Source organism: uncultured Cetobacterium sp. (assembly GCF_945952365.1).
Taxonomy (GTDB): Bacteria; Fusobacteriota; Fusobacteriia; order Fusobacteriales; family Fusobacteriaceae; genus Cetobacterium_A.
This window is the reverse complement of sequence record NZ_CAMFHX010000011.1, coordinates 66980-86547: the sequence shown is the minus strand read 5'-3', so window position 1 is coordinate 86547 and position 19568 is coordinate 66980. Positions and strand designations below refer to the sequence as shown.

At 31.5% G+C, this 19568-nt stretch carries 19 protein-coding genes; 11 read left to right on the top strand and 8 right to left on the bottom strand.

Going from position 1 to position 19568, the window contains the following annotated elements:
- Positions 1–156: 156 nt before the first annotated feature.
- Complete coding sequence (hflX, locus tag Q0O83_RS05730; protein WP_294094994.1) at positions 157–1950, bottom strand: GTPase HflX; 1794 nt, start codon at positions 1948–1950, stop codon at positions 157–159.
- Positions 1951–2130: 180 nt separating this feature from the next.
- Here hflX and Q0O83_RS05725 point away from each other — a divergent pair, with 180 nt between their 5' ends.
- The 11 genes from Q0O83_RS05725 to Q0O83_RS05675 all read left to right on the top strand — a co-directional run bounded on the left by Q0O83_RS05725 (position 2131) and on the right by Q0O83_RS05675 (position 13296).
- Positions 2131–3303, top strand: a complete 1173-nt coding sequence (locus Q0O83_RS05725) for a dicarboxylate/amino acid:cation symporter (RefSeq protein WP_294094991.1) — start codon at positions 2131–2133, stop codon at positions 3301–3303.
- A 238-nt stretch (positions 3304–3541) separates the two neighbouring features.
- The gene (locus Q0O83_RS05720; RefSeq protein WP_294094987.1) at positions 3542–5173 is read left to right on the top strand and encodes a Na/Pi cotransporter family protein; all 1632 of its coding nucleotides are present in this window, start codon (positions 3542–3544) and stop codon (positions 5171–5173) included.
- 51 nt (positions 5174–5224) lie between these two features.
- Positions 5225–6352 carry an aminotransferase class V-fold PLP-dependent enzyme gene (locus Q0O83_RS05715; RefSeq protein WP_294094985.1) on the top strand — a complete coding sequence of 376 codons (1128 nt, stop codon included), beginning with the start codon at positions 5225–5227 and terminating at the stop codon, positions 6350–6352.
- Positions 6353–6402: 50 nt separating this feature from the next.
- Positions 6403–6528, top strand: a complete 126-nt coding sequence (locus Q0O83_RS05710; RefSeq protein WP_294094982.1) for a hypothetical protein — start codon at positions 6403–6405, stop codon at positions 6526–6528.
- A 41-nt stretch (positions 6529–6569) separates the two neighbouring features.
- The gene (gene pyrB / locus Q0O83_RS05705) at positions 6570–7634 is read left to right on the top strand and encodes an aspartate carbamoyltransferase (RefSeq protein ID WP_294094977.1); all 1065 of its coding nucleotides are present in this window, start codon (positions 6570–6572) and stop codon (positions 7632–7634) included.
- A 28-nt stretch (positions 7635–7662) separates the two neighbouring features.
- Positions 7663–8466 (top strand): dihydroorotate dehydrogenase electron transfer subunit, encoded by an 804-nt coding sequence (locus Q0O83_RS05700; protein ID WP_294094974.1) that lies wholly within the window; start codon positions 7663–7665, stop codon positions 8464–8466.
- 13 nt (positions 8467–8479) lie between these two features.
- Positions 8480–9400, top strand: coding sequence for a dihydroorotate dehydrogenase (locus Q0O83_RS05695; protein WP_294094971.1), 921 nt, complete (start codon positions 8480–8482; stop codon positions 9398–9400).
- 38 nt (positions 9401–9438) lie between these two features.
- Positions 9439–10161 (top strand): orotidine-5'-phosphate decarboxylase, encoded by a 723-nt coding sequence (pyrF, locus tag Q0O83_RS05690; RefSeq protein WP_294094967.1) that lies wholly within the window; start codon positions 9439–9441, stop codon positions 10159–10161.
- Complete coding sequence (locus tag Q0O83_RS05685; protein WP_294094963.1) at positions 10152–11357, top strand: dihydroorotase family protein; 1206 nt, start codon at positions 10152–10154, stop codon at positions 11355–11357. Before pyrF ends, Q0O83_RS05685 begins: the two co-directional genes overlap by 10 nt.
- The gene (gene pyrE, locus Q0O83_RS05680; RefSeq protein WP_294094959.1) at positions 11350–11973 is read left to right on the top strand and encodes an orotate phosphoribosyltransferase; all 624 of its coding nucleotides are present in this window, start codon (positions 11350–11352) and stop codon (positions 11971–11973) included. The genes Q0O83_RS05685 and pyrE overlap by 8 nt, the downstream gene beginning before the upstream one ends.
- Before the next feature lie 129 nt (positions 11974–12102).
- On the top strand, positions 12103–13296 hold the full coding sequence (locus tag Q0O83_RS05675) for a pyridoxal phosphate-dependent aminotransferase (RefSeq protein ID WP_294094956.1): 1194 nt from the start codon (positions 12103–12105) through the stop codon (positions 13294–13296).
- Between the two features lie 19 nt (positions 13297–13315).
- On the opposite strand, the gene Q0O83_RS05670 is transcribed toward Q0O83_RS05675, so the two are convergent.
- The 7 genes from Q0O83_RS05670 to hemW all read right to left on the bottom strand — a co-directional run bounded on the left by Q0O83_RS05670 (position 13316) and on the right by hemW (position 19562).
- Positions 13316–14548, bottom strand: coding sequence for an NAD(P)-dependent oxidoreductase (locus Q0O83_RS05670; protein ID WP_294094953.1), 1233 nt, complete (start codon positions 14546–14548; stop codon positions 13316–13318).
- 56 nt (positions 14549–14604) lie between these two features.
- Entirely contained in the window at positions 14605–15762 is a 1158-nt protein-coding gene (locus Q0O83_RS05665; protein WP_294094950.1) for an iron-containing alcohol dehydrogenase, read from the bottom strand.
- A gap of 66 nt (positions 15763–15828) precedes the next feature.
- Positions 15829–16194, bottom strand: coding sequence for a MerR family transcriptional regulator (locus Q0O83_RS05660; protein WP_294094948.1), 366 nt, complete (start codon positions 16192–16194; stop codon positions 15829–15831).
- A 62-nt stretch (positions 16195–16256) separates the two neighbouring features.
- A complete protein-coding gene (locus Q0O83_RS05655) occupies positions 16257–17249 on the bottom strand; it encodes a 7-cyano-7-deazaguanine synthase (RefSeq protein ID WP_294094945.1) in 993 nt (330 codons plus the stop codon).
- Positions 17250–17266: 17 nt separating this feature from the next.
- Entirely contained in the window at positions 17267–17782 is a 516-nt protein-coding gene (gene sepF / locus Q0O83_RS05650; protein WP_294094943.1) for a cell division protein SepF, read from the bottom strand.
- Between the two features lie 15 nt (positions 17783–17797).
- Positions 17798–18469: a YggS family pyridoxal phosphate-dependent enzyme gene (locus Q0O83_RS05645; protein WP_294094940.1), complete on the bottom strand. Its 672-nt coding sequence runs from the start codon at positions 18467–18469 to the stop codon at positions 17798–17800.
- 16 nt (positions 18470–18485) lie between these two features.
- On the bottom strand, positions 18486–19562 hold the full coding sequence (gene hemW, locus Q0O83_RS05640) for a radical SAM family heme chaperone HemW (protein WP_294094937.1): 1077 nt from the start codon (positions 19560–19562) through the stop codon (positions 18486–18488).
- Positions 19563–19568: the final 6 nt, after the last annotated feature.

Below are 19568 nucleotides of genomic sequence, written 5' to 3'. Positions count from 1 at the left end.
ACTCGCGACATTCAGCTTGGAAGGCTGACGCTCTACCAACTGAGCTACTCCCGCAATCACAAAAATATAGTACCATAATATAAAAATAATGTCAACAACTTTTTTTATGTTATTTAAAAAATAAAAAGTCGAAAAAATCGACTTTTTAAAAATTTCTTAAATTTCTTGAATAATAAATTTAGAACACTTATTATAAACCTCGTCACTAACAGTTGCAACAACTAATGTACCATCACCTTCATAAGATTCACTTTCGATAATAGCATTTCTATGAAGGTAAGCATTTATTGAACTTTCAGAATAAGGGATTAAAAGCTCAATTTTTTTCATAGTTCTAGGAAGAGCTTCAGTAACTCTATCTAGAAGTAGATCTATATTAACTTCATTTTTTGCACTTATTTCAACAATCTCCATATGAGAGTAAAGTTCTTTTAATTTAGCAATTTGTTCCTCTGTAGCAACATCACATTTATTAAGAGCCAAAATAGTTGGCTTATCAAAAGCCCCAAGTTCTGTTAAAACATTTTCAACAGATTTGATTTGTTGAATTACAGTATCGCTAGAAGCATCTACAAGATGAACTAAAAGATCAGAGAAAATAACCTCTTCAAGAGTTGATTTGAAAGCTTCAACTAAATCGTGAGGAAGTTTTCTAACGAAACCAACAGTATCAGTAAGAGCTGTTATTCTTTTGTCAGGTAAAATCATAGTTCTTGTAGTAGCATCAAGAGTAGCAAATAGCATATTTTCAGCAAAAACAGCTTCTTTTTTTACTGTGTTATCACTTGGATACATATCTACAAGAAGATTTCTAAGAGTCGATTTTCCAACGTTTGTATACCCAACAAGAGAAACTCTAGGAATTCCAGAACTTTCTCTTTTTGTTCTTTGAAGAGCTCTGATTTTTTTTATTTTTTCAAGTTCTTGTCTAAGAGCAAATATCTCGTCTTTGATTCTTCTTCTATCAATTTCAAGTTTTTTCTCTCCAGGACCTTTAGTTCCAATTCCTCCCCCAGTTCTAGACATAACGCTTCCTAAACCTATAAGTCTATGGCTTCTATATTTAAGTTGAGCTAACTCTACTTGAATTTTAGCTTCTCTAGTTCTTGCTCTTCTAGCAAAGATTTCAAGAATAAGAATAGTTCTATCGATAACTTTACATCCAGTAACAGCTTCTAAATTTTTAATTTGAACTCCACTTAGTTCTTCATCAAAAATTATAAGATTTGCATTTTTGATTTGTCTTAATAAAGCTAGCTCTTTAACTTTACCACTACCAATATAGAAGATATTATCGATTCTTTTTATTTTTTGGAAGATTCTTCCAGCAACATTAACCTCACAAGCTCTTGCAAGTTCTTCTAATTCATCTAAACTTTCTTCAGAATCAACACCAACAACAATAGCGTATTCACTATCGTCTTCGACAACGTCACTTTTTCTAAGCTCAGCTTCAATTTCTAACGCTTTATCCAGATATTCAATAGAAAGTGTTTTTTCTAAAGAAAGATTTTCAATCTCTTCGTAAGTTAGTTCTTGGTTTTCAATTTTACAGTATCCAATATTGATGCCTGTGATTTCAGTTTCACCAACACCTATAGCTAAGATAGCATCTAATTTTAACTTTAAAAGAGCTGAAATATCAATCATAGAAAGTTTAGAATATCCGTTAGGATGAGTATGTATAACTTTTACACCACTTAATTTTTTACTAGAAATTTCAAGGATAGGTAACTCAACACTATTACTATCACCAATTGCAACTTCTAAAATTTTTCCTTTTCTATCTATCGAAACACTAATTTCACGATTAATAACTCTTGTCATATCTGTAATAAGTGCGACAATTTCGGGATTGATAAGTTTACCTTTTTCAACAGTCATACTATAGATAGTATCTAACTCAGCTAAAATAGAATCTCTGATCCCTTCAACATTACCTTTTATCATATTTCACATCCTTAAGCCTTAATATAATTAAGATTTTTTATCTTAATTATATTACATATATAAGAAAAATACAAATTTTCTGAACTATATACAAAAAAAGTTTGCAAAACAGGCTAAAATGTAGTATTAATTATATAGTTAGTTCTTTTAATAAACAAATTTTAGTACTGGGAGGAAAAAATGAAAAAAATTGGTCTTTTACCAAAATTAATTTTGGCAATTATAATCGGTATTGGTGTGGGTATGTTGGGGATGGAGATGCCTGTAAGAGTATTAGCAACGTTTAATGGTATTTTTGGAAACTTCTTAAAGTTCTCAATACCACTTATCATAATAGGGTTTGTTGCACCTGGAATTGGGGAGCTTGGAACAGGAGCAGGAAAGCTATTAGGAATAACAACAGCGATAGCTTATATTTCAACAGTGTTATCAGGATCATTTACATATTTTGTAAATTCAGCTGTATTTAAGATGATATTAAAAACAGGATCTATGATATCAACAGCAGATAATCCAGAGCACTCATTACTATCTGGTTATTTAACAATAAATATGCCTCCAATAATGGATGTTATGACAGCACTATTAACTGCGTTTATTTTAGGAACAGGAATAGCAATAGTAAAAGGACATGCGATTAAAGATGTAATGAATGAATTCCAAAAGATAGTAGAAGGAATTATAAAAAATATAATTATTCCATTCTTACCACTACATATAGCAGGAATCTTTGCAAACATGACTTATGCAGGTCAAGTTGTGACAATTTTATCTGTATTCTCAAAAGTATTTGCTGTAATTATTTTACTTCATGTTACAGTTTTATTAATAATGTATTTTATAGCTGGTGGATTATCAGGAGCAAATCCGATAGTTTTAATAAAAAATATGTTACCAGCATATTTTACAGCTATAGGAACACAATCATCAGCGGCAACTATACCAGTAACTTTAAGCCAAACTAAGGAAAATGGTGTAAACCCAGGAATTGCAGAGTTTGTAGTACCACTATGTGCAACAATTCATCTGTCAGGAAGTACGATAACTTTAGTGAGCTGTGCAATGGCAATTATGATGTTAAATGGAATGACAGTGACATTTGGAACAATGTTAGGATTTATTTTAATGTTAGGAGTAACAATGGTTGCAGCACCAGGAGTTCCAGGTGGAGCGGTAATGGCAGCATTAGGAATAATAGAGACAATGTTAGGATTCCCACCAACTTTAACTTCTATAATGATTGCATTATACTTAGCTCAAGATAGTTTTGGTACTGCATGTAACGTAACTGGAGATGGGGCAATTGCGATTGTTGTAAATAGAATTGCAGGATTTAAACTTGAAAAAAAATAAATTTAAATAACTGTTTTGTTTGAAGAGAAGCTAACTAAATAGAAGGTTTTAAAGGGGTATGAAAATAAAATACCCCTTTTTTTTATACTAAAAATAAAGTTTAATGTTAAAAATGTGTAAAAATTAAGTTAAAATTGGGTTTTTTATTTTACAATTTTTAAAATACGTGTTAGAATTTATTTGATTGACTATTTAACCAAAAAAAAATTAAAATAAAAAATAGAATTTAGGAGGAAAAATGTACTTAGATATCTTTTTTAAGGTTCTAGGAGGACTGGGTCTATTCTTATACGGAATGGAAAACATGTCTAAAGGAATGCAAAAAATGGCAGGGGAAAGATTGAAGAAAATCTTAGCTATGCTTACAACAAATCGTTTTATGGCCATCGGAATGGGAGTGTTTGTAACAGCATTAGTTCAATCATCATCTGTAAGTACTGTAATGACAATAGGATTTGTAAACGCTTCACTATTAACATTGAAGCAAGCTTTAGGGGTAATACTAGGAGCTAATATAGGAACAACAATAACAGGATGGATACTTGTTCTAAAAATAGGAAAGTATGGACTTCCAATGGCTGGAGCAGCAGCTATATCAACTATGTTCTTCACTAGTGAAAAGGCTAGAACAAGAGCTATGGCAATAATGGGATTAGGATTAATCTTCTTCGGATTAGAGTTAATGAGTGATGGATTAAAGCCATTAAGATCAATGCCAGAATTCGTAGCATTATTCCATGCGTTTACAGCGGATACTTACTTTGGTGTTTTAAAAGCAGCAGCAGTAGGAGCACTTTTAACAGCGGTAGTTCAATCTTCATCAGCTACACTAGGAATCACAATAACTTTAGCTGTTCAAGGATTAATTGATTATCCAACAGCAGTAGCATTAGTTCTAGGAGAGAATGTAGGAACTACAATAACTGCATTATTAGCTTCACTAAATGCAACAGCAAATGCAAAGAGAGCAGCTTACGCTCATACAATTATAAATATAGCAGGAGTAGTTTGGGCTACAACAGTATTTAGACCATACTTAATGTTCTTAGAGAATCTATTAGATCCAGCTAATAACTTAACAGCAGCAATCGCAACAGCTCATACGATGTTTAATGTATTAAACGTAGTTATGTTCATTCCGTTCACAGGATATTTAGCTGATTTCTTATGTAAAGTTGTAAAATCAGATTCACCAGTAGCAAAAGAGAGAGTAACTCATTTAGATATATTAATGACAGATACACCGTCAGTAGTTGTTGAGCAAACTCAAAAAGAGATTTTAGCTATGGGAACTCAAATAAAAGAGATATTTACTAACTTAGACGGAGTTTTCTCTGGAAAAGAAAAGATAGATACTCAAGTTGGAAAAATTGAAAAGTTAGAAGATACTTTAGATTTATTCCAAAAAGAGATTTCAGATGTAAACTTCCATATATTAAATGGAACATTAGATTGTGCTAATACAGAGGATACGAGAGAAAACTTACAAACTTGTGATGAGTATGAAACAATAAGTGACTACTTATTAAGAATTGCAAAGACATTAAAGAAAATGCAAGACAATGGAATTGAGTTAAACGAGTATAAGAGAGCAACTTTAAATCAATTACATAACAATGTTGAAGACCTATTTAATGATATCAATAGAGCTTATGAATTAAGAGATAAAGATCTATTTATAGCAGCTATTAAAAAGTGTAACTACATTAAAGATGAATATAAGAGAGCAAGAGCAGAGCACTTAGAGCATGTATCAGAAAATGTAATGCCAGCAATGCTAAGTACAGGATATATGGATATCTTAAATAACTATAGAAGAATAAAGGATCATTTATACAATATAGTTGAAGTTTTTGCAAAAATAAACTAATATAAGAAGAGAGGAGAGATCCTCTCTTTATTATTTTAAGAGGAGAAAGATATGAAAACCTACTATTTTGATAATTCAGCTACAAGTTTTCCAAAACCTGAATCAGTTTATAGCTCTGTTGAAATTGCGATAAGAGAGTATAATGCTAATCCAGGAAGAGCCGGGCATAGAAAAGCTTTAGAGGTAGCTAGAAAAATATATGAAGTTAGAGAGAAAGTTGCAAATTTTTTTGGAGTTAAAAATAGTTTGAATGTTGCATTTACAGCTAATGCAACAGAGTCATTAAATTTTGCTATTAAAGGAGCTATACAAAAAGGTTCCCATGTAATAACAACAAATTTTGAGCACAACTCATCTTTGAGACCTCTATACTATATGAGAGATGAAAAAGAGGTTAAGTTAACATTTATAGATACATATTTAGATTTAGAGAAATCAATAACATCAGAAACAAAAGCTGTTGTAATAAATCACATATCAAATGTGAATGGAACTGTGCAAGATATAAGAAAAATTGGAGATATATGTAGAAGAAACGGGTTGTTATTTATACTTGATGCTTCTCAAAGTGCAGGATATATAGATATAGATATGGAGAGAGATAATGTAGATATATTATGTATAACAGGTCATAAATCACTTTTTGGAATACAAGGAATAGGAGCGATTGCATTAAGAGAAGGGATTAAGATTGACCCAATTTTAGAAGGTGGAACAGGAAGTTTTTCAAAACTTCAAAGACAACCTAAAGAGATGCCAGAGATGTTAGAGGCTGGAACTCTTAATACACCTGGAATATTAAGTTTAGGAGCTGGAATAGAGTTTATACAAAAGATTGGAATAGAGAAAATTAAAGAGCATGAAGATAAACTCGTATCTAAATTTTTAAAAGGTTTAGAGCAGCTAGATAAAATTCAAGTTTATAAAAGTTTTACAGAAAATCAAGCACCAGTTATAAGTATAAATATAGAGGGTGTTGACTCAGGAGATTTTTCAAGTATATTAGATGAAGAGTTTGGAATTTTAGTTAGACCAGGTTATCATTGTGCTCCCTTAGCTCATAAAGCTATTGGAACTTATGAAACAGGTACCGTTAGATTCTCGTTTGGTTTTTTCAATACAGAGGATGAGATAGATTATCTACTTCAAAGCTTGAAAAATATTGCTTTACAAATTTAAAATCGTATGTTATACTTTTCAAAGTGTAAAAAAAACGAGGAGGATAAAAAGTGAAGAAATCGTTAAGTATTTTTGGATTTAAGCAAGAAGAAAAAAAGAAAAATACGTTATTTTCATTATTTTTATCTTTTGATTTTAATATTAATATATGGAATAGAAGTTACATTAATTTGTAATTTCTATTCCTTTTTTTTTAACCAAATTCTAAGGAGGAAAAATGAGAGATTTTATTTCGATGAAAGATTTTACAAAAGAGGATATTTTAGAAGTTTTAAGAGTGGCCAAAGAGTTAGAGAACAAAAATGAAGAACTTTTGAAAAATAAAATAGTTGGAAGCTTATTTTTCGAACCTTCAACAAGAACTAGATTATCATTTACATCAGCAGCTTATAGATTAGGAGCAAAAGTTTTAGGATTTGATTCTCCAGATGCAACTTCATTAAAAAAAGGTGAAACATTGAGAGATACAATAAAGATGACGGAAGCTTATTCGGATGTAATTGTTATGAGACACAATAGAGATGGAGCAGCTCGTTTTGCAGCAGATATCTCAAGAGTTCCATTATTAAATGCAGGGGATGGAGCAAATGAGCATCCAAGTCAGACAATGTTAGACTTATACACAATTCAAAAAGAGTTAGGAAGTATAGAGGGAAAGAAGGTAGCTTTCGTAGGGGACTTAAAATATGGAAGAACGGTTCACTCACTGACAAAAGCATTGGAGATGTTTAATTGTGAGTTTTACTTTATAGCACCTGAAGTAATTCAAATACCAGAGTATATAACAAGAGGGTTGGATAAAAAAGGGATAAAATACCACATAATATCTGATTACAAAGAGGTATTAAAAGAGATAGATGTTCTTTATATGACGAGAATACAAAAAGAAAGATTTGATAAGATAGAGGACTATGAAAAAGTAGCTGGAGTATACGTTATAGATAAAGAGAATATAGTTGGAAAGTGTAAAGATGAAATGATAATTCTTCATCCTCTCCCTAGAGTAGATGAGATTAAAATTGATTTAGATGACACAAAGCATGCAAAATATTTTGAACAAGCAGCAAATGGAGTTCCAGCTAGAGAAGCTATTTTCTCAATTGCATTGGGGTTAGTAGAGGTTACTAAAAGTGAGATGTTAGAAAAAGATATCAGAAAATCAGAAGAGATTGTTTGTGTGAATGAAAAGTGTATAACAAAATTTGAAGAAACAGATAATAAATATGTTGTAGATAAAGACCATAAGTATTGTTACTATTGTAATAGAGATATAAAAAAATAAAAATTTGAAGATAGATTTGGGAGGAAAAATGTTTTTAGAAGATTGCAAAGTATTAGAAAACCATAAAGTTGGAGAAGATTATTACTTAATGAAAATAGAGTCAGTGAAAGCTTCTCAACATTCAAAAGCTGGACAATTTTTCATGCTAAAGTTAAATAATGAAATAAGAATTTTAAGAAGACCAATCAGTCTTCACTATGCAGATAAAGATAGAAACATTTTAGAGTTTTACTACGAAGTTAAAGGTGGAGGAACAAAAGAGTTTGCAACTCTTAAAGCTGGAGATTCACTAAACATACAAGGACCTTTAGGAACAGGATTCACTACTTCTACAAAAGGAAAAAAATGTGTAGTTGTAGGAGGGGGAATGGGAATCGCTCCAACAAAATTACTGATAGATGAGTTGAAAAAAGAAAATGAAGTAATATTTATAGCTGGTGGAAGAAGTAAGGAAGCTTTAAATATTTTAGGAAATTTAAATTTAGATAAAGTGAAAACATACATAACAACTGATGATGGTTCTTTAGGGGAAAAAGGGAATGTAATATCAGTTTTAAGTAAAGTTTTAGCTGATGAGAAAATAGATATGGTACAAACATGTGGACCACATAAGATGATGGAAGCTGTAGCAGAAACTTCACAAAATGCTGAAGTGTTTTGTGAAGTATCACTAGAGGAGAGAATGGCATGTGGAGTTAAAGCGTGTGTGGGATGTTCAATAAAGACATTGGATGGAATGAAGAAAGTTTGTCATGATGGACCAGTTTTCGATTCAAAAATAATAGTAGATGTAAATCCAAAAGAAAACACTGGATGTAGCTGTGGAAAATAAGGGAGTGGGAAGTATGAATAGATTAAAAACGAAATTTTTAGGAAAAGAATTTAAAAATCCAATGGTAACATCATCTGGATGTTTCGGATTTGGTTTAGAATATAAAGATTACTTTGATCCAAATGTTTTAGGTGGAATTGTTGTAAAGGGAATAACAATGGAGCCTAGAGATGGAAACTATGGAACTAGAATAGCGGAGACTCCAGGTGGAATGTTAAATTGTGTTGGACTTGAAAATCCAGGGATTGATTACTTTGAAGATGTAATTGTAAAAAATATAAAAGCTTCTGGAATAGAGTCACCAATAATTGTAAATATAAATGGAAAAGTTATAGAGGAATATGTAGAGATTGCAAAGAGAGTTGAACAAATTCCTGAAGTTGATATGATAGAGTTAAATATATCATGTCCAAATGTAAAAGATGGTGGAATGGCATTTGGTGCAAAGCCAGAAGTTGCAGGAGCAGTAACAAAAGCTGTTAGAGAGGTAACAACAAAACCTCTAATTGTAAAGTTATCACCAAATGTAACAGATATAGTTCATATAGCTAAAGTAGTAGAGGAGAATGGAGCTGATGCAGTTTCTTTAATTAATACTCTACTTGGAATGGCGATAGATATAAAAAAGAGAAAGCCAGTATTAGGAAATACTTTTGGAGGATTCTCTGGACCAGCAGTAAAGCCAGTAGCTTTAAGAATGGTATATCAAGTTTATCAAAATGTAAATATTCCTATAGTTGGAATGGGTGGAATCTCATCTACAGAGGATGCAATAGAGTTTATGATGGCAGGAGCAACAATGGTATCACTAGGAACAGGTTTATTTACTAATCCAGTTTTACCTGTGGAGATAAAAGCAGGATTAGAAAAGTTCTGTGAAGAGAATAATTTAGAGAATATCGGAGAGATAATCGGAGCAGCACACTGTAAATAAAAGTAAAAAGAAGTGAAAGTTAAGGGAGGATTAAGATTATGAATATTAAAGATAAATTAATAATAGCATTAGATTACTCAAATATGGAGGATGCAAAAAATATAGTTGAGGTTTTAGGAGATACAGTTTCGTTCTACAAAGTAGGATTAGAGTTATTCCTAAACTCAAAAGGAACGATGGTGGATTACTTAACTGAAAAAGGAAAGAAAGTTTTCTTAGATCTTAAGTTCCATGATATTCCAAATACAACAACTATGGCATCGCTATTTGCAGCAAGACAAAATGTATTTATGTTCAATGTTCATGCAAGTGGTGGAAGAGCAATGATGGAATCTGTGGCAAAAAAAGTGAAAGAAGTAAATCCAGAGATTTTATCAATAGCTGTAACAATCTTAACAAGTTTCTCAGAAGAGGGATTAAAAGAGACTTTCCAAAGTCAACTTTCACTAAAAGATTTAGCATTAAATTTAGCGAAGTTAACTAAAACAGCTGGAATGGATGGAATAGTTTGTTCGCCATGGGAAGCTAAGGCTATAAAAGAGTTATGTGGAGAAGACTTCAAAACTGTATGTCCAGGTGTTAGACCTAAGTGGTCTGTAGCTGATGACCAAGAGAGAATTATGACTCCAAAAGATGCAATATTAAATGGATGTGACTACTTAGTAGTAGGAAGACCAATAACTAAAAATGAAAATCCTGTAGAAGCGGCAAAGAGTGTTTTAGCTGAGATAGAGGAAGGAGTTAAGGCGTTATGTTGCTAAAGAACTGTAAGGTTTTATATCATGGGGAAGAGGGTATAAAAGATATATTAGTTCAAGATGGAAAAATTGTAAAAATATATAACTGTTCTGAAGTAGAGGAGTTAGATATTGATGAGATAATAGATGTAGATGGAAACTGGGTACTGCCAGGGGTAATAGATGCTCATACACATATGAGAGATCCAGGGCTTGATTATAAAGAGGACTTTGAAACAGGAAGCATGGCTTGTGCAAAGGGTGGGGTAACAACATTTATAGATATGCCAAATACAGTTCCAAATACAACAACTGAGGAGATTCTAACAGCTAAGGAGAGAAACTCTAAAAATAGAAGTTATGTGGATTATGGATTTCATTTTGGGGGAAGTAGATTAGATAATAGTGAAGAGATAAAAAAAGTAAAAAGAAGAGTAGCTTCAACAAAAATATTTCTAAATATGTCAACAGGGGATATGTTAGTAGAGGAGGATAAAGTTTTAGAAAATCTTTTTAAAGAGTCTAAAATTGTATCTGTTCATGCTGAGGAAGATATGGTTGATAGAGCTATTGATTTAGCTAGAAGGTTTAGAAAACCTTTATATTTATGTCATCTGTCTAAAAAAAGTGAAGTAGAAAAATTAAGAGCTGCAAAAAAAGAGGGATTAAAGATATATGGAGAAGTTGCACCACACCATCTATTTTTAGATTCTAGTATGGCCAACTCTTTATTGCTAATGAAACCAGAATTAAAAGAGAAAGAGGATAATAAGGCTCTTTGGGAAGGTTTAATAGATGGAACTATTGATACAATAGGAACAGATCACGCTCCTCATACTTTAGAAGAGAAAAATTCAAAAGTGACGTATGGAATACCTGGAGTTGAAAACTCATTAGAGTTGATGCTAAAAGAGTTAAATAAAAAGATAGATATGAAAACTTTACAAAAAGTTATGTCAGAAAATCCTGCTAAAATATTTAAAATAGAGAATAAGGGGATTTTAGAGATTGGATATGATGCTGACTTAGTAGTTGTAGATATAACAAGAAAAGAAGTTATAAAAAACGAAGATGTAGTTTCAAAATGTGGATGGACACCTTATGACGGAGTTGTTGGAGGGGGAAAAGTACTTTCAACTTTAGTAAGAGGTAAGGTAGTTTATGATGGAAATAGTTTTATAGAAAAAATCGGAGAAGGAGTGAGTTATAAAAATGTCTAGAGAGAAAAATATAGCAAAATCATTATTAGGAACAGAGGCAGTTAGATTAAGTGTAAAGGATCCATTTACTTTTGTTTCAGGAATCAAAAGTCCAATTTACTGTGACAACAGAAAGATGATAGGATTCCCAAAAGAGAGACAAGTTGTAGTAGACGCTTTCATTGAAGTTTTAAAAGAGAAAGAGTTTGATATTGTAGCAGGAACAGCAACAGCAGGAATTCCTTGGGCAGCATTTATAGCTCAAGAGATGAATATTCCAATGGCGTATATCAGAGGAGAAAAGAAAGCCCACGGTGCAGGAAGACAAATAGAGGGTGCAGACTTTGAAGGTAAAAAAGTAATTATAATAGAGGATTTAATCTCTACAGGAGGAAGTTCTATTAAAGCAGTAGCAGCTGCAAGAGAAGCTGGAGCTACGGATGTTCAAGTTTTAGCAATATTCTCATATGAGTTTGAAAAAGCTTATAAAAACTTTGAGGCAGATAGAATTCCTTGGACAACGCTTTCAAATTTTGCTTCATTAATCAATGTAGCAACAGAAGAGAACTACATAGATTCTGAGGATGCTGAGATTGCATTAAAGTGGAATAAAACTCCAGATACTTGGGGAAGATAATATAAAATATAAGAAGGGGTAGAGGAATCTACTCCTTTTTTAATAAACGATTAGTTGACTTTAGATAAAAAATATCGTATCATATTTAGAAAAATAAAAATATTTATAACAAAAGCTAGGAGGATCAAAATGAAATTATCAAAAAGAGCATTAGAAATGAATTTTTCACCAATAAGAAAGTTGATTCCTCTGGCCGACGCAGCAGAAGCAAAAGGAATAAAAGTATATAAGTTAAATATAGGACAACCAAATGTAGTAACTCCAGATTCATTTTTTGAAGGATTACATAACTATCAAGAGAAAATAGTAAAATACTCTCACTCTCAAGGAATTCCACAACTTTTAGAAAGCTTTGCAAAGAGTTATCAGAAGATGGGAATAAATGTAAATGAGGAGGATTTATTGATAACTCAAGGTGGTAGTGAAGCGATAATGTTCGTTTTAATGGCTATATGTAATGAGGGAGATAATGTATTAATACCTGAACCATTTTATTCGAACTATACAAGTTTTTGTCAATTTGCAGGGGCAGAGGTATTACCAATAGAAACAACTATAGAAACAAGTTTTCACCTTCCGTCAAAAGAAAAAATTGAATCTTTAATAAATGAAAAAACAAGAGCAATAATGCTTTCAAATCCTGTAAATCCAACAGGAACAGTTTATACTAAAGAAGAGATTGAAATGATAGCAGAGATAGCAAAAGAAAAAGATTTGTATATTATAGCGGATGAAGTTTATAGACAGTTTGTATATGATGATATTCCGTATACATCATTTATGCAGTTAAAGGATGTAGAAGATAGAGTTATCTTAGTAGATAGTATCTCTAAACACTATAGTGCTTGTGGAGCTAGAATAGGTCTTATTGCAAGTAAAAATAAAGAGCTTATGAGCTGTATAATGAAGTTTAGTCAAGCTAGACTTTGTGTTTCAACAATAGAGCAACATGCAGCGGCAAACTTAATAAATACAATGGATAACTATTTAGAAGATGTAAGAATAAAATATCAAAATAGAAGAGATCTATTATTCTCATACTTAAATAGAATTCCAGGAGTTGTTTGCTATAAACCTCATGGAGCATTCTATGCTTTTGCAAAACTGCCGATAGACAATGCAGAAAAATTTGCAAAATGGTTACTGACAGATTACTCTTATGAAAACCAGACATTACTGTTAGCACCAGGACCAGGATTCTATCAAACTTCTGGAAAAGGTGAAAATGAAGTTAGATTCTCATTCTGTACAAGTGTTGACGATATAGAAAATTCAATGATAATACTTAGAAGAGCTTTGGAAGAGTATAATAAAATTAGCTAATATAAAAAAGAGGGATTGATTAGATCAATCCCTCTTTACTTAATATATTATTAACCATTTTTTTAGCGTCATTAACTGCTGCAACAACGGTTTTAGGACCAGTGACAACATCACCACAAGAGAAAACATTATCTAGGGTTGTTTCAAAATTATCAGATACAACAACAGTTCCCCATTTTTCAGTGCTAATTCTATCCTCAGATGAAACTATATTTTTCTTAGGACCTTGGCTAACAGCAACAATAACTGAGCTATATTTAACAGCTATATCACTATCATCTAAAGTGATAAGTTTTTTTCTTCCAGATTCATCAGTCAGTGATTCAGTTCTTAAGAAAATCATTTTATCATCTAAAATCTCTTTTGGAGCATAATAGAATTTAAATTCTACCCCATCCTCTTTTGCTTCAGCTATTTCGACTTTAGTAGCAGGCATATCCTCTTCACCACGTCTATACATAACAGTGACAGAGCTTCCCAGCCTCTTAGCAACTCTTGCAGCATCCATAGCAACATTTCCACCACCAATAACTAAAACATTCTCACCTAAGCTGTATGATTCAGGAGATACAAGATAGTTTATAGCGTAGTGAACATTACCTTTTGTTTCACCTTTGATATCCATTGGCTTTGGATTCCAAACACCAGTGGTGATGATAACATATTTGAATCCATCATCTTTTAAGTTTTGAATAGTGTGTATTGGACCAACAAGAGTATTATATTTTATTTTCACTCCAAGGTTTAATAGATATTTTTCAAAAGTATCTGTTAATTCTCTAGAAAGTCTAAACTCTGGTATTCCATATCTTAAAACGCCACCAAGTTTAGAGAAAGCTTCAAAAATAGTAACTTTAAAACCCTCTTTAGCTAAAAGAATAGCAGCTGTGATACCCGCAGGACCTCCACCGATAATAGCAACATCAATATTATTGTTTTCTTTTTTGTCTAAAGGAAGAGTAGAAAGATACTTTGTAGATATCTCTTTTTCAATCAATGGGAACTCAACGGGAGTCTCTTTGATTCCTTTTATACAATGACCTTTACATTGCTCTTCATGAGGGCAAACTATAGAACAAAATATAGAAAGTGGGTTGTTTAAAAATAAAGCCTCCCCAGCTTCAGCTATTTTATTTTCTTTAAACAGATTTATAATATTGGGAATATCTGTTGATATAGGGCAGTGTATTTTACAAAGTGGTTTTTTGCAGTTTAAGCAACGATTTGCTTCATGTATTAAATCTATGTTCAAAATAATCACCTCTTTAAAAAATGGCTGAGAAAAACTTCTCAGCCTCTAGAAATATATTATAATGCTTTTTTTAGAATTTCTCTACTAATTTCTAAAGTTAAATCTCCAGTTTCAGAAAGAGCAGTTCTGTTGTTATTTTTTAAAGCTAGGATTAAATCTTCAATTTTTTCTTCTGTAATATCATAATCAGAAAGATGAGTTTTAACTCCTAACTCCTCAAAGAAAGCACGAGTTTTTTGAATCCCTAACTCTATTTTTAGATCTTCATCGCATTCAGTTATATCCCAAACACGCTCAGCATATTGAATTAATTTAGCTCTTTTTTGTTCTTTTCTAACTTCCCAAATAGCTGGTTGTAAAATAGCAAGAGTTTTAGCATGGTCTACACCAAACATAGCTGTAACTTCATGACCAATCATGTGAGTAGTCCAGTCTTGTGGAACTCCAGCACCGATAAGACCATTTAAAGCCATAGTAGCGCACCAAACAAGATTTGCTCTAGCATCATAATTTGTAGGCTCCTCAATTGTTGTTTTACCAATCTCTATTAAAGTTTTTAGAATTCCTTCAGCAGTTCTATCTTGGAATCTTGCATCTACAGGATATGTAACATATTGCTCAACAGTATGAATAAAGGTATCGATTATTCCATTTGCAACCTGTGTAGTTGGTAATGTAAAAGTTAAAGTTGGATCTAGTATAGAGAACTTAGGGAAAGTAAACATACTAAATACAGGGACCTTTAAATTTTTATGACTGATAACAGCGCCGTTATTCATCTCTGATCCAGTAGCTGGAAGAGTTACAACAGTTCCCATAGGAATAGCACTGTCAACAGGAGCTAAATCAAATTCTGGAGTAAGTAAATCTAAACAATCTCCTTCATATCTAGAAGCTAAAGCTATAAACTTAGTTCCATCCATAACAGAACCCCCACCTACAGCAAGAAGAAAATCTACATTTTCATCTTTTGCAATTTGTACAGCTTTCATAAGTGTATTATATTGAGGATTTGGTTCTATTCCACCAAATTGAAATATTTTTCTACCAGGAAGATTTTGGATAACTTTATCTAGAGTACCAAATCTATTAACTGATCCCCCACCGTAAGTTATTAAAACTTTTGCATCTGCAGGAACTAAACTATTTAATTGGTCTAAAGTATCTTTACCAAAAACAATGTGTGTTGGATTATAAAAATTAAAATTTAACATAAAATCAACCTCCTATTTGTAATTAGCTAGATTATAAACCTTAGAGACGACTCTAAGTCAATACTTTTATTCACAAGAAATAGAATTATTATCATACCACGCAATTTTAGCATCCAATTTTTTAAGATTACTATTTAAATCTTCAATCTGTTCTAAGATTTTTTTTCTATGCTCAAGAAGAATAGTTCTTCTTTCATCTTTAGTATGATCTCCTTTTAAACTTAAATCAACAATAGATCTTATATCTTCAATTGTCATTCCAGTATTTTTTAAACATTTTATAATTTCAATCCAAAAGACATCATCCTCTGTAAACTCTCTGACACCATTTTTATTTCTCGCAACAAATGGCATTAACCCACATTTATCATAATATCTTATTGTATATGATGAAAGTCCAACCATTTCAGATACATTTTTTATAGTATACATAAACTCTCCTTTTAATAGTAAATTCAAAAAACAGCTAAGATTTCTCTTAGCTGCTTCTTACATTACATTGTAATTTGATATTTTGCGATTTCTTCATTTAAAGCTTCAAAGTTAACAGCAGGAATAGTAACATCTTCACCATTCATAAGGAAAGTTAATTCTGAATTTCCTTTTACTTTAGAATATCTAGAGAAAAGATTTAACGCAAAATTAATTTCTTCTTCTGAAAGCTCTCCGAATCCAACCATGTGTGGTCCAGGAACCTCTTTTCCTCTGATAAATAGAGAACCATAAGTTTTAAACTCATCTATTTTAAGGTTATCTTCTTGCTCTCTTCCAACAATTAGATATTTTCCTTTTTCAAATCTAAAGAATCTACCTATTTTTAAAAGGTGGAATAGATTAGAGTGTTCATCCTCTAAAAACCCATCCTCTTCTAAAATACGTAATCTTTTTGAGTAACCAGGATCTGTAAGAAGACATCCTCCACCAGGTGTAGGGTAGTCAACAATTCCAAACTTATCCATTAACTCCATTTGAGTTTTTCTACTTCTACCTTGAATATCAAGAAGTTTTTCTCTATCAACCCAACCTAATCTTTCAGGCTCACTTTCTGGTAAAAGTTTAGCTGATAATGGTCTTACAATAAGATTTTCAAGTCCAGGTGACATAGCCTTAACTTTTTCTAATGCTTGGTAATTTTGTGACATAGGTCTTTGTCCAAGAACTTCTCCAGAAATTATGAAAGAAGCACCAAACTTCTCCATAAGATCACCAGCTGTTTTAAACATAAGAGCGTGACAGTCAATACAAGGATTCATATTTTTTCCACGTCCATGAACAGGGTTTTTTAAGATTTCAGTATGAGAACTAGTAAAGTTAACGTACTCAAGTTGAACTCCAAGTTGCTTAGCCATATTTTCAGCCTTTTCATTTTTTCCACCAAAGAAGTGTGAAACAAAGTTAAGAGCGATTACTTCTATACCTTGATCTTTTATAATTTTTATTGCTAGAGCACTATCAAGTCCTCCAGAAAAAAGTGCCAATGCTTTCATTTATTAACCTCCATTAATTATTCGTGGTCAATATCTAAAAAAGTATTTTGTTTTAAATCATTTTTCCCATCATATAGGAAGTTGATATTTTTAGGAACTGATGTAAATACGTTTTTACTAATTGGAATCCATTTAGCTTCTTTTATATTTATAGCTCCACTCAAGAAATCAAGAATTCTTTGAGCATCTTTTCCATTTACATTTTCTAGATTTAGTGTAACCACTTTATCGTTTTTTATATAATCTGCAATTTTTCTACATTCTGCAAAGCTTTTAGGATTTACAAATATAGTTTGACAATCCTCTTGAACAGTATTGTTAATAGGTGTTTTAATCTCTGGTCTAGGAAGTGTATTATTAGTAAAAGGAGGAAGAACATCCTCTTTAGGATTACTAGTAGCACTGAATCTAGGAACAGAAGCAGGTTCATTTTCCTCTTCGTATTCTTCGTATCCATCCTCTTCAGGATCAAAAGTAAGTCCAACACTATCAGTAAAATCTTTAAAAGCATTTTTAAACTTAGTAATTTTCATTCAAACCTCCACAAATTATTTAAATATTTTGCTGCCCACTCTTATTAGAGTTGCTCCTTCTTCAAGAGCGATTTTATAGTCATTACTCATTCCCATAGAAAGTTCAGATAAGCTATTATTAAAGTAAAGAGTATTCATCTCATCTTTTAGCTCTCTTAATTTTCTAAAACCTGCTCTTATTAGCTCCTCATTATCAGTATATGGAGCCATGGTCATAAATCCTTTAATATTTACATTTTCTAATTCTAATAAATCTGGAATATCATTTAAAAAATCAGTGTATTGATACCCTTCTTTGCTTTCCTCTTCAAATAAATTAATCTCGATAAGAACATCAATTGTTCTATTGTGTTCCTTAGCTCTTTTATTTATCTCTTGAGCAAGAGATAGTTTATTGACAGAATGAATCATATCAATGAATGAAGCTATATACTTCACCTTATTTTTTTGAAGGTTTCCTATAAAGTGCCACTTATGTTCTATAGAGAAATTACAAAGATCTTCATATTTTTTTGTTAGAACTTGAACTTTATTTTCACCTAAAATTCTCGCTCCACCAGTAAGAACATCTTTTATAACTTCAGTATCAACATATTTTGTTACAGCAATTAAATCTACTTTATCAGGATAAGGTGAATGTTTCTTGATATCGATTAAAATTTCATTTATATTTTCTGAAATTTTCACAATCTCCTCCTACTAATTAAATAAATTTGTCAAAGACATCGTTGGCCATAAGTACACCTTTTTGAGAAAGAGTATATACAGAATTAACTTTAGTTAAGAATCCATCTTTAACTAGATTGTCACACAATTCAACATATTTTCCTCTAGGAGTTATTCCATCAGGAATGATTCTTAATCCTAAGATATATTCGTAAATCTCTTTTTCCTCATCATTGACAAACTCTTCTTCTAAGATTGGTTTTACATTATCTAATATTTTACCATAATATTCAGGAAACTTTAAGACATTTTTATATCTAATGTTTTCGAAATATCCAGAAGCACCAATACCGATACCAAGATACTCCTCATTTTTCCAATATTTTGTATTGTGTATAGCTCTTTTTTCAGGTAAAGAAAAATTCGAAATCTCATAATGTATATATCCATTTTTTTGAGCACTATCTATAATAGTTTCATACATAGATGCCTCTAAATCATTATCAGTTTCTTTATACACACCAGCTTCAAGCTTTTCAAAAAAGTCTGTGCCCTCTTCCCAAATTAATGAATATATAGAGAAGTGTTCAGGTTTTAAAGAGAAAAGATGATTTAAATCACTTTTTAAATCATCCATAGTTTGATTTGGTAAAGAAAACATTAAGTCTAAACTAATATTATCAAACCCAGCTTTTCTAGCTAAAAAGAAAGCTTCCTCTCCTTGAGAAGAGGAATGCAGTCTACCTAACATTTTAAGTTTTTCATCATTAAAACTTTGAATACCAATACTAACTCTATTTATTCCAGCCTCTTTAAAAAGTTTAAATTTTTCAAGATCGACTGTTTTAGGATTTACTTCTAGGGTAACTTCAGCACCCTCTTTTATGTTTAAATTAGATAAAATTCTTTTAACTTGTTCTGAAGTTAAAAGAGAGGGAGTCCCTCCACCAAAGTAAACAGTTTCAAGAGGGAATTTAGGATACATATTAATCTCTGAAATAATGGCATCTACATATTTTTCTCTCTCTTCAACAGTAGATTTAAAAGAGAGAAAATCACAATAGTTACATTTATTTAAACAGAAAGGAATATGTATATACATTCCACTAAGCATAATTCC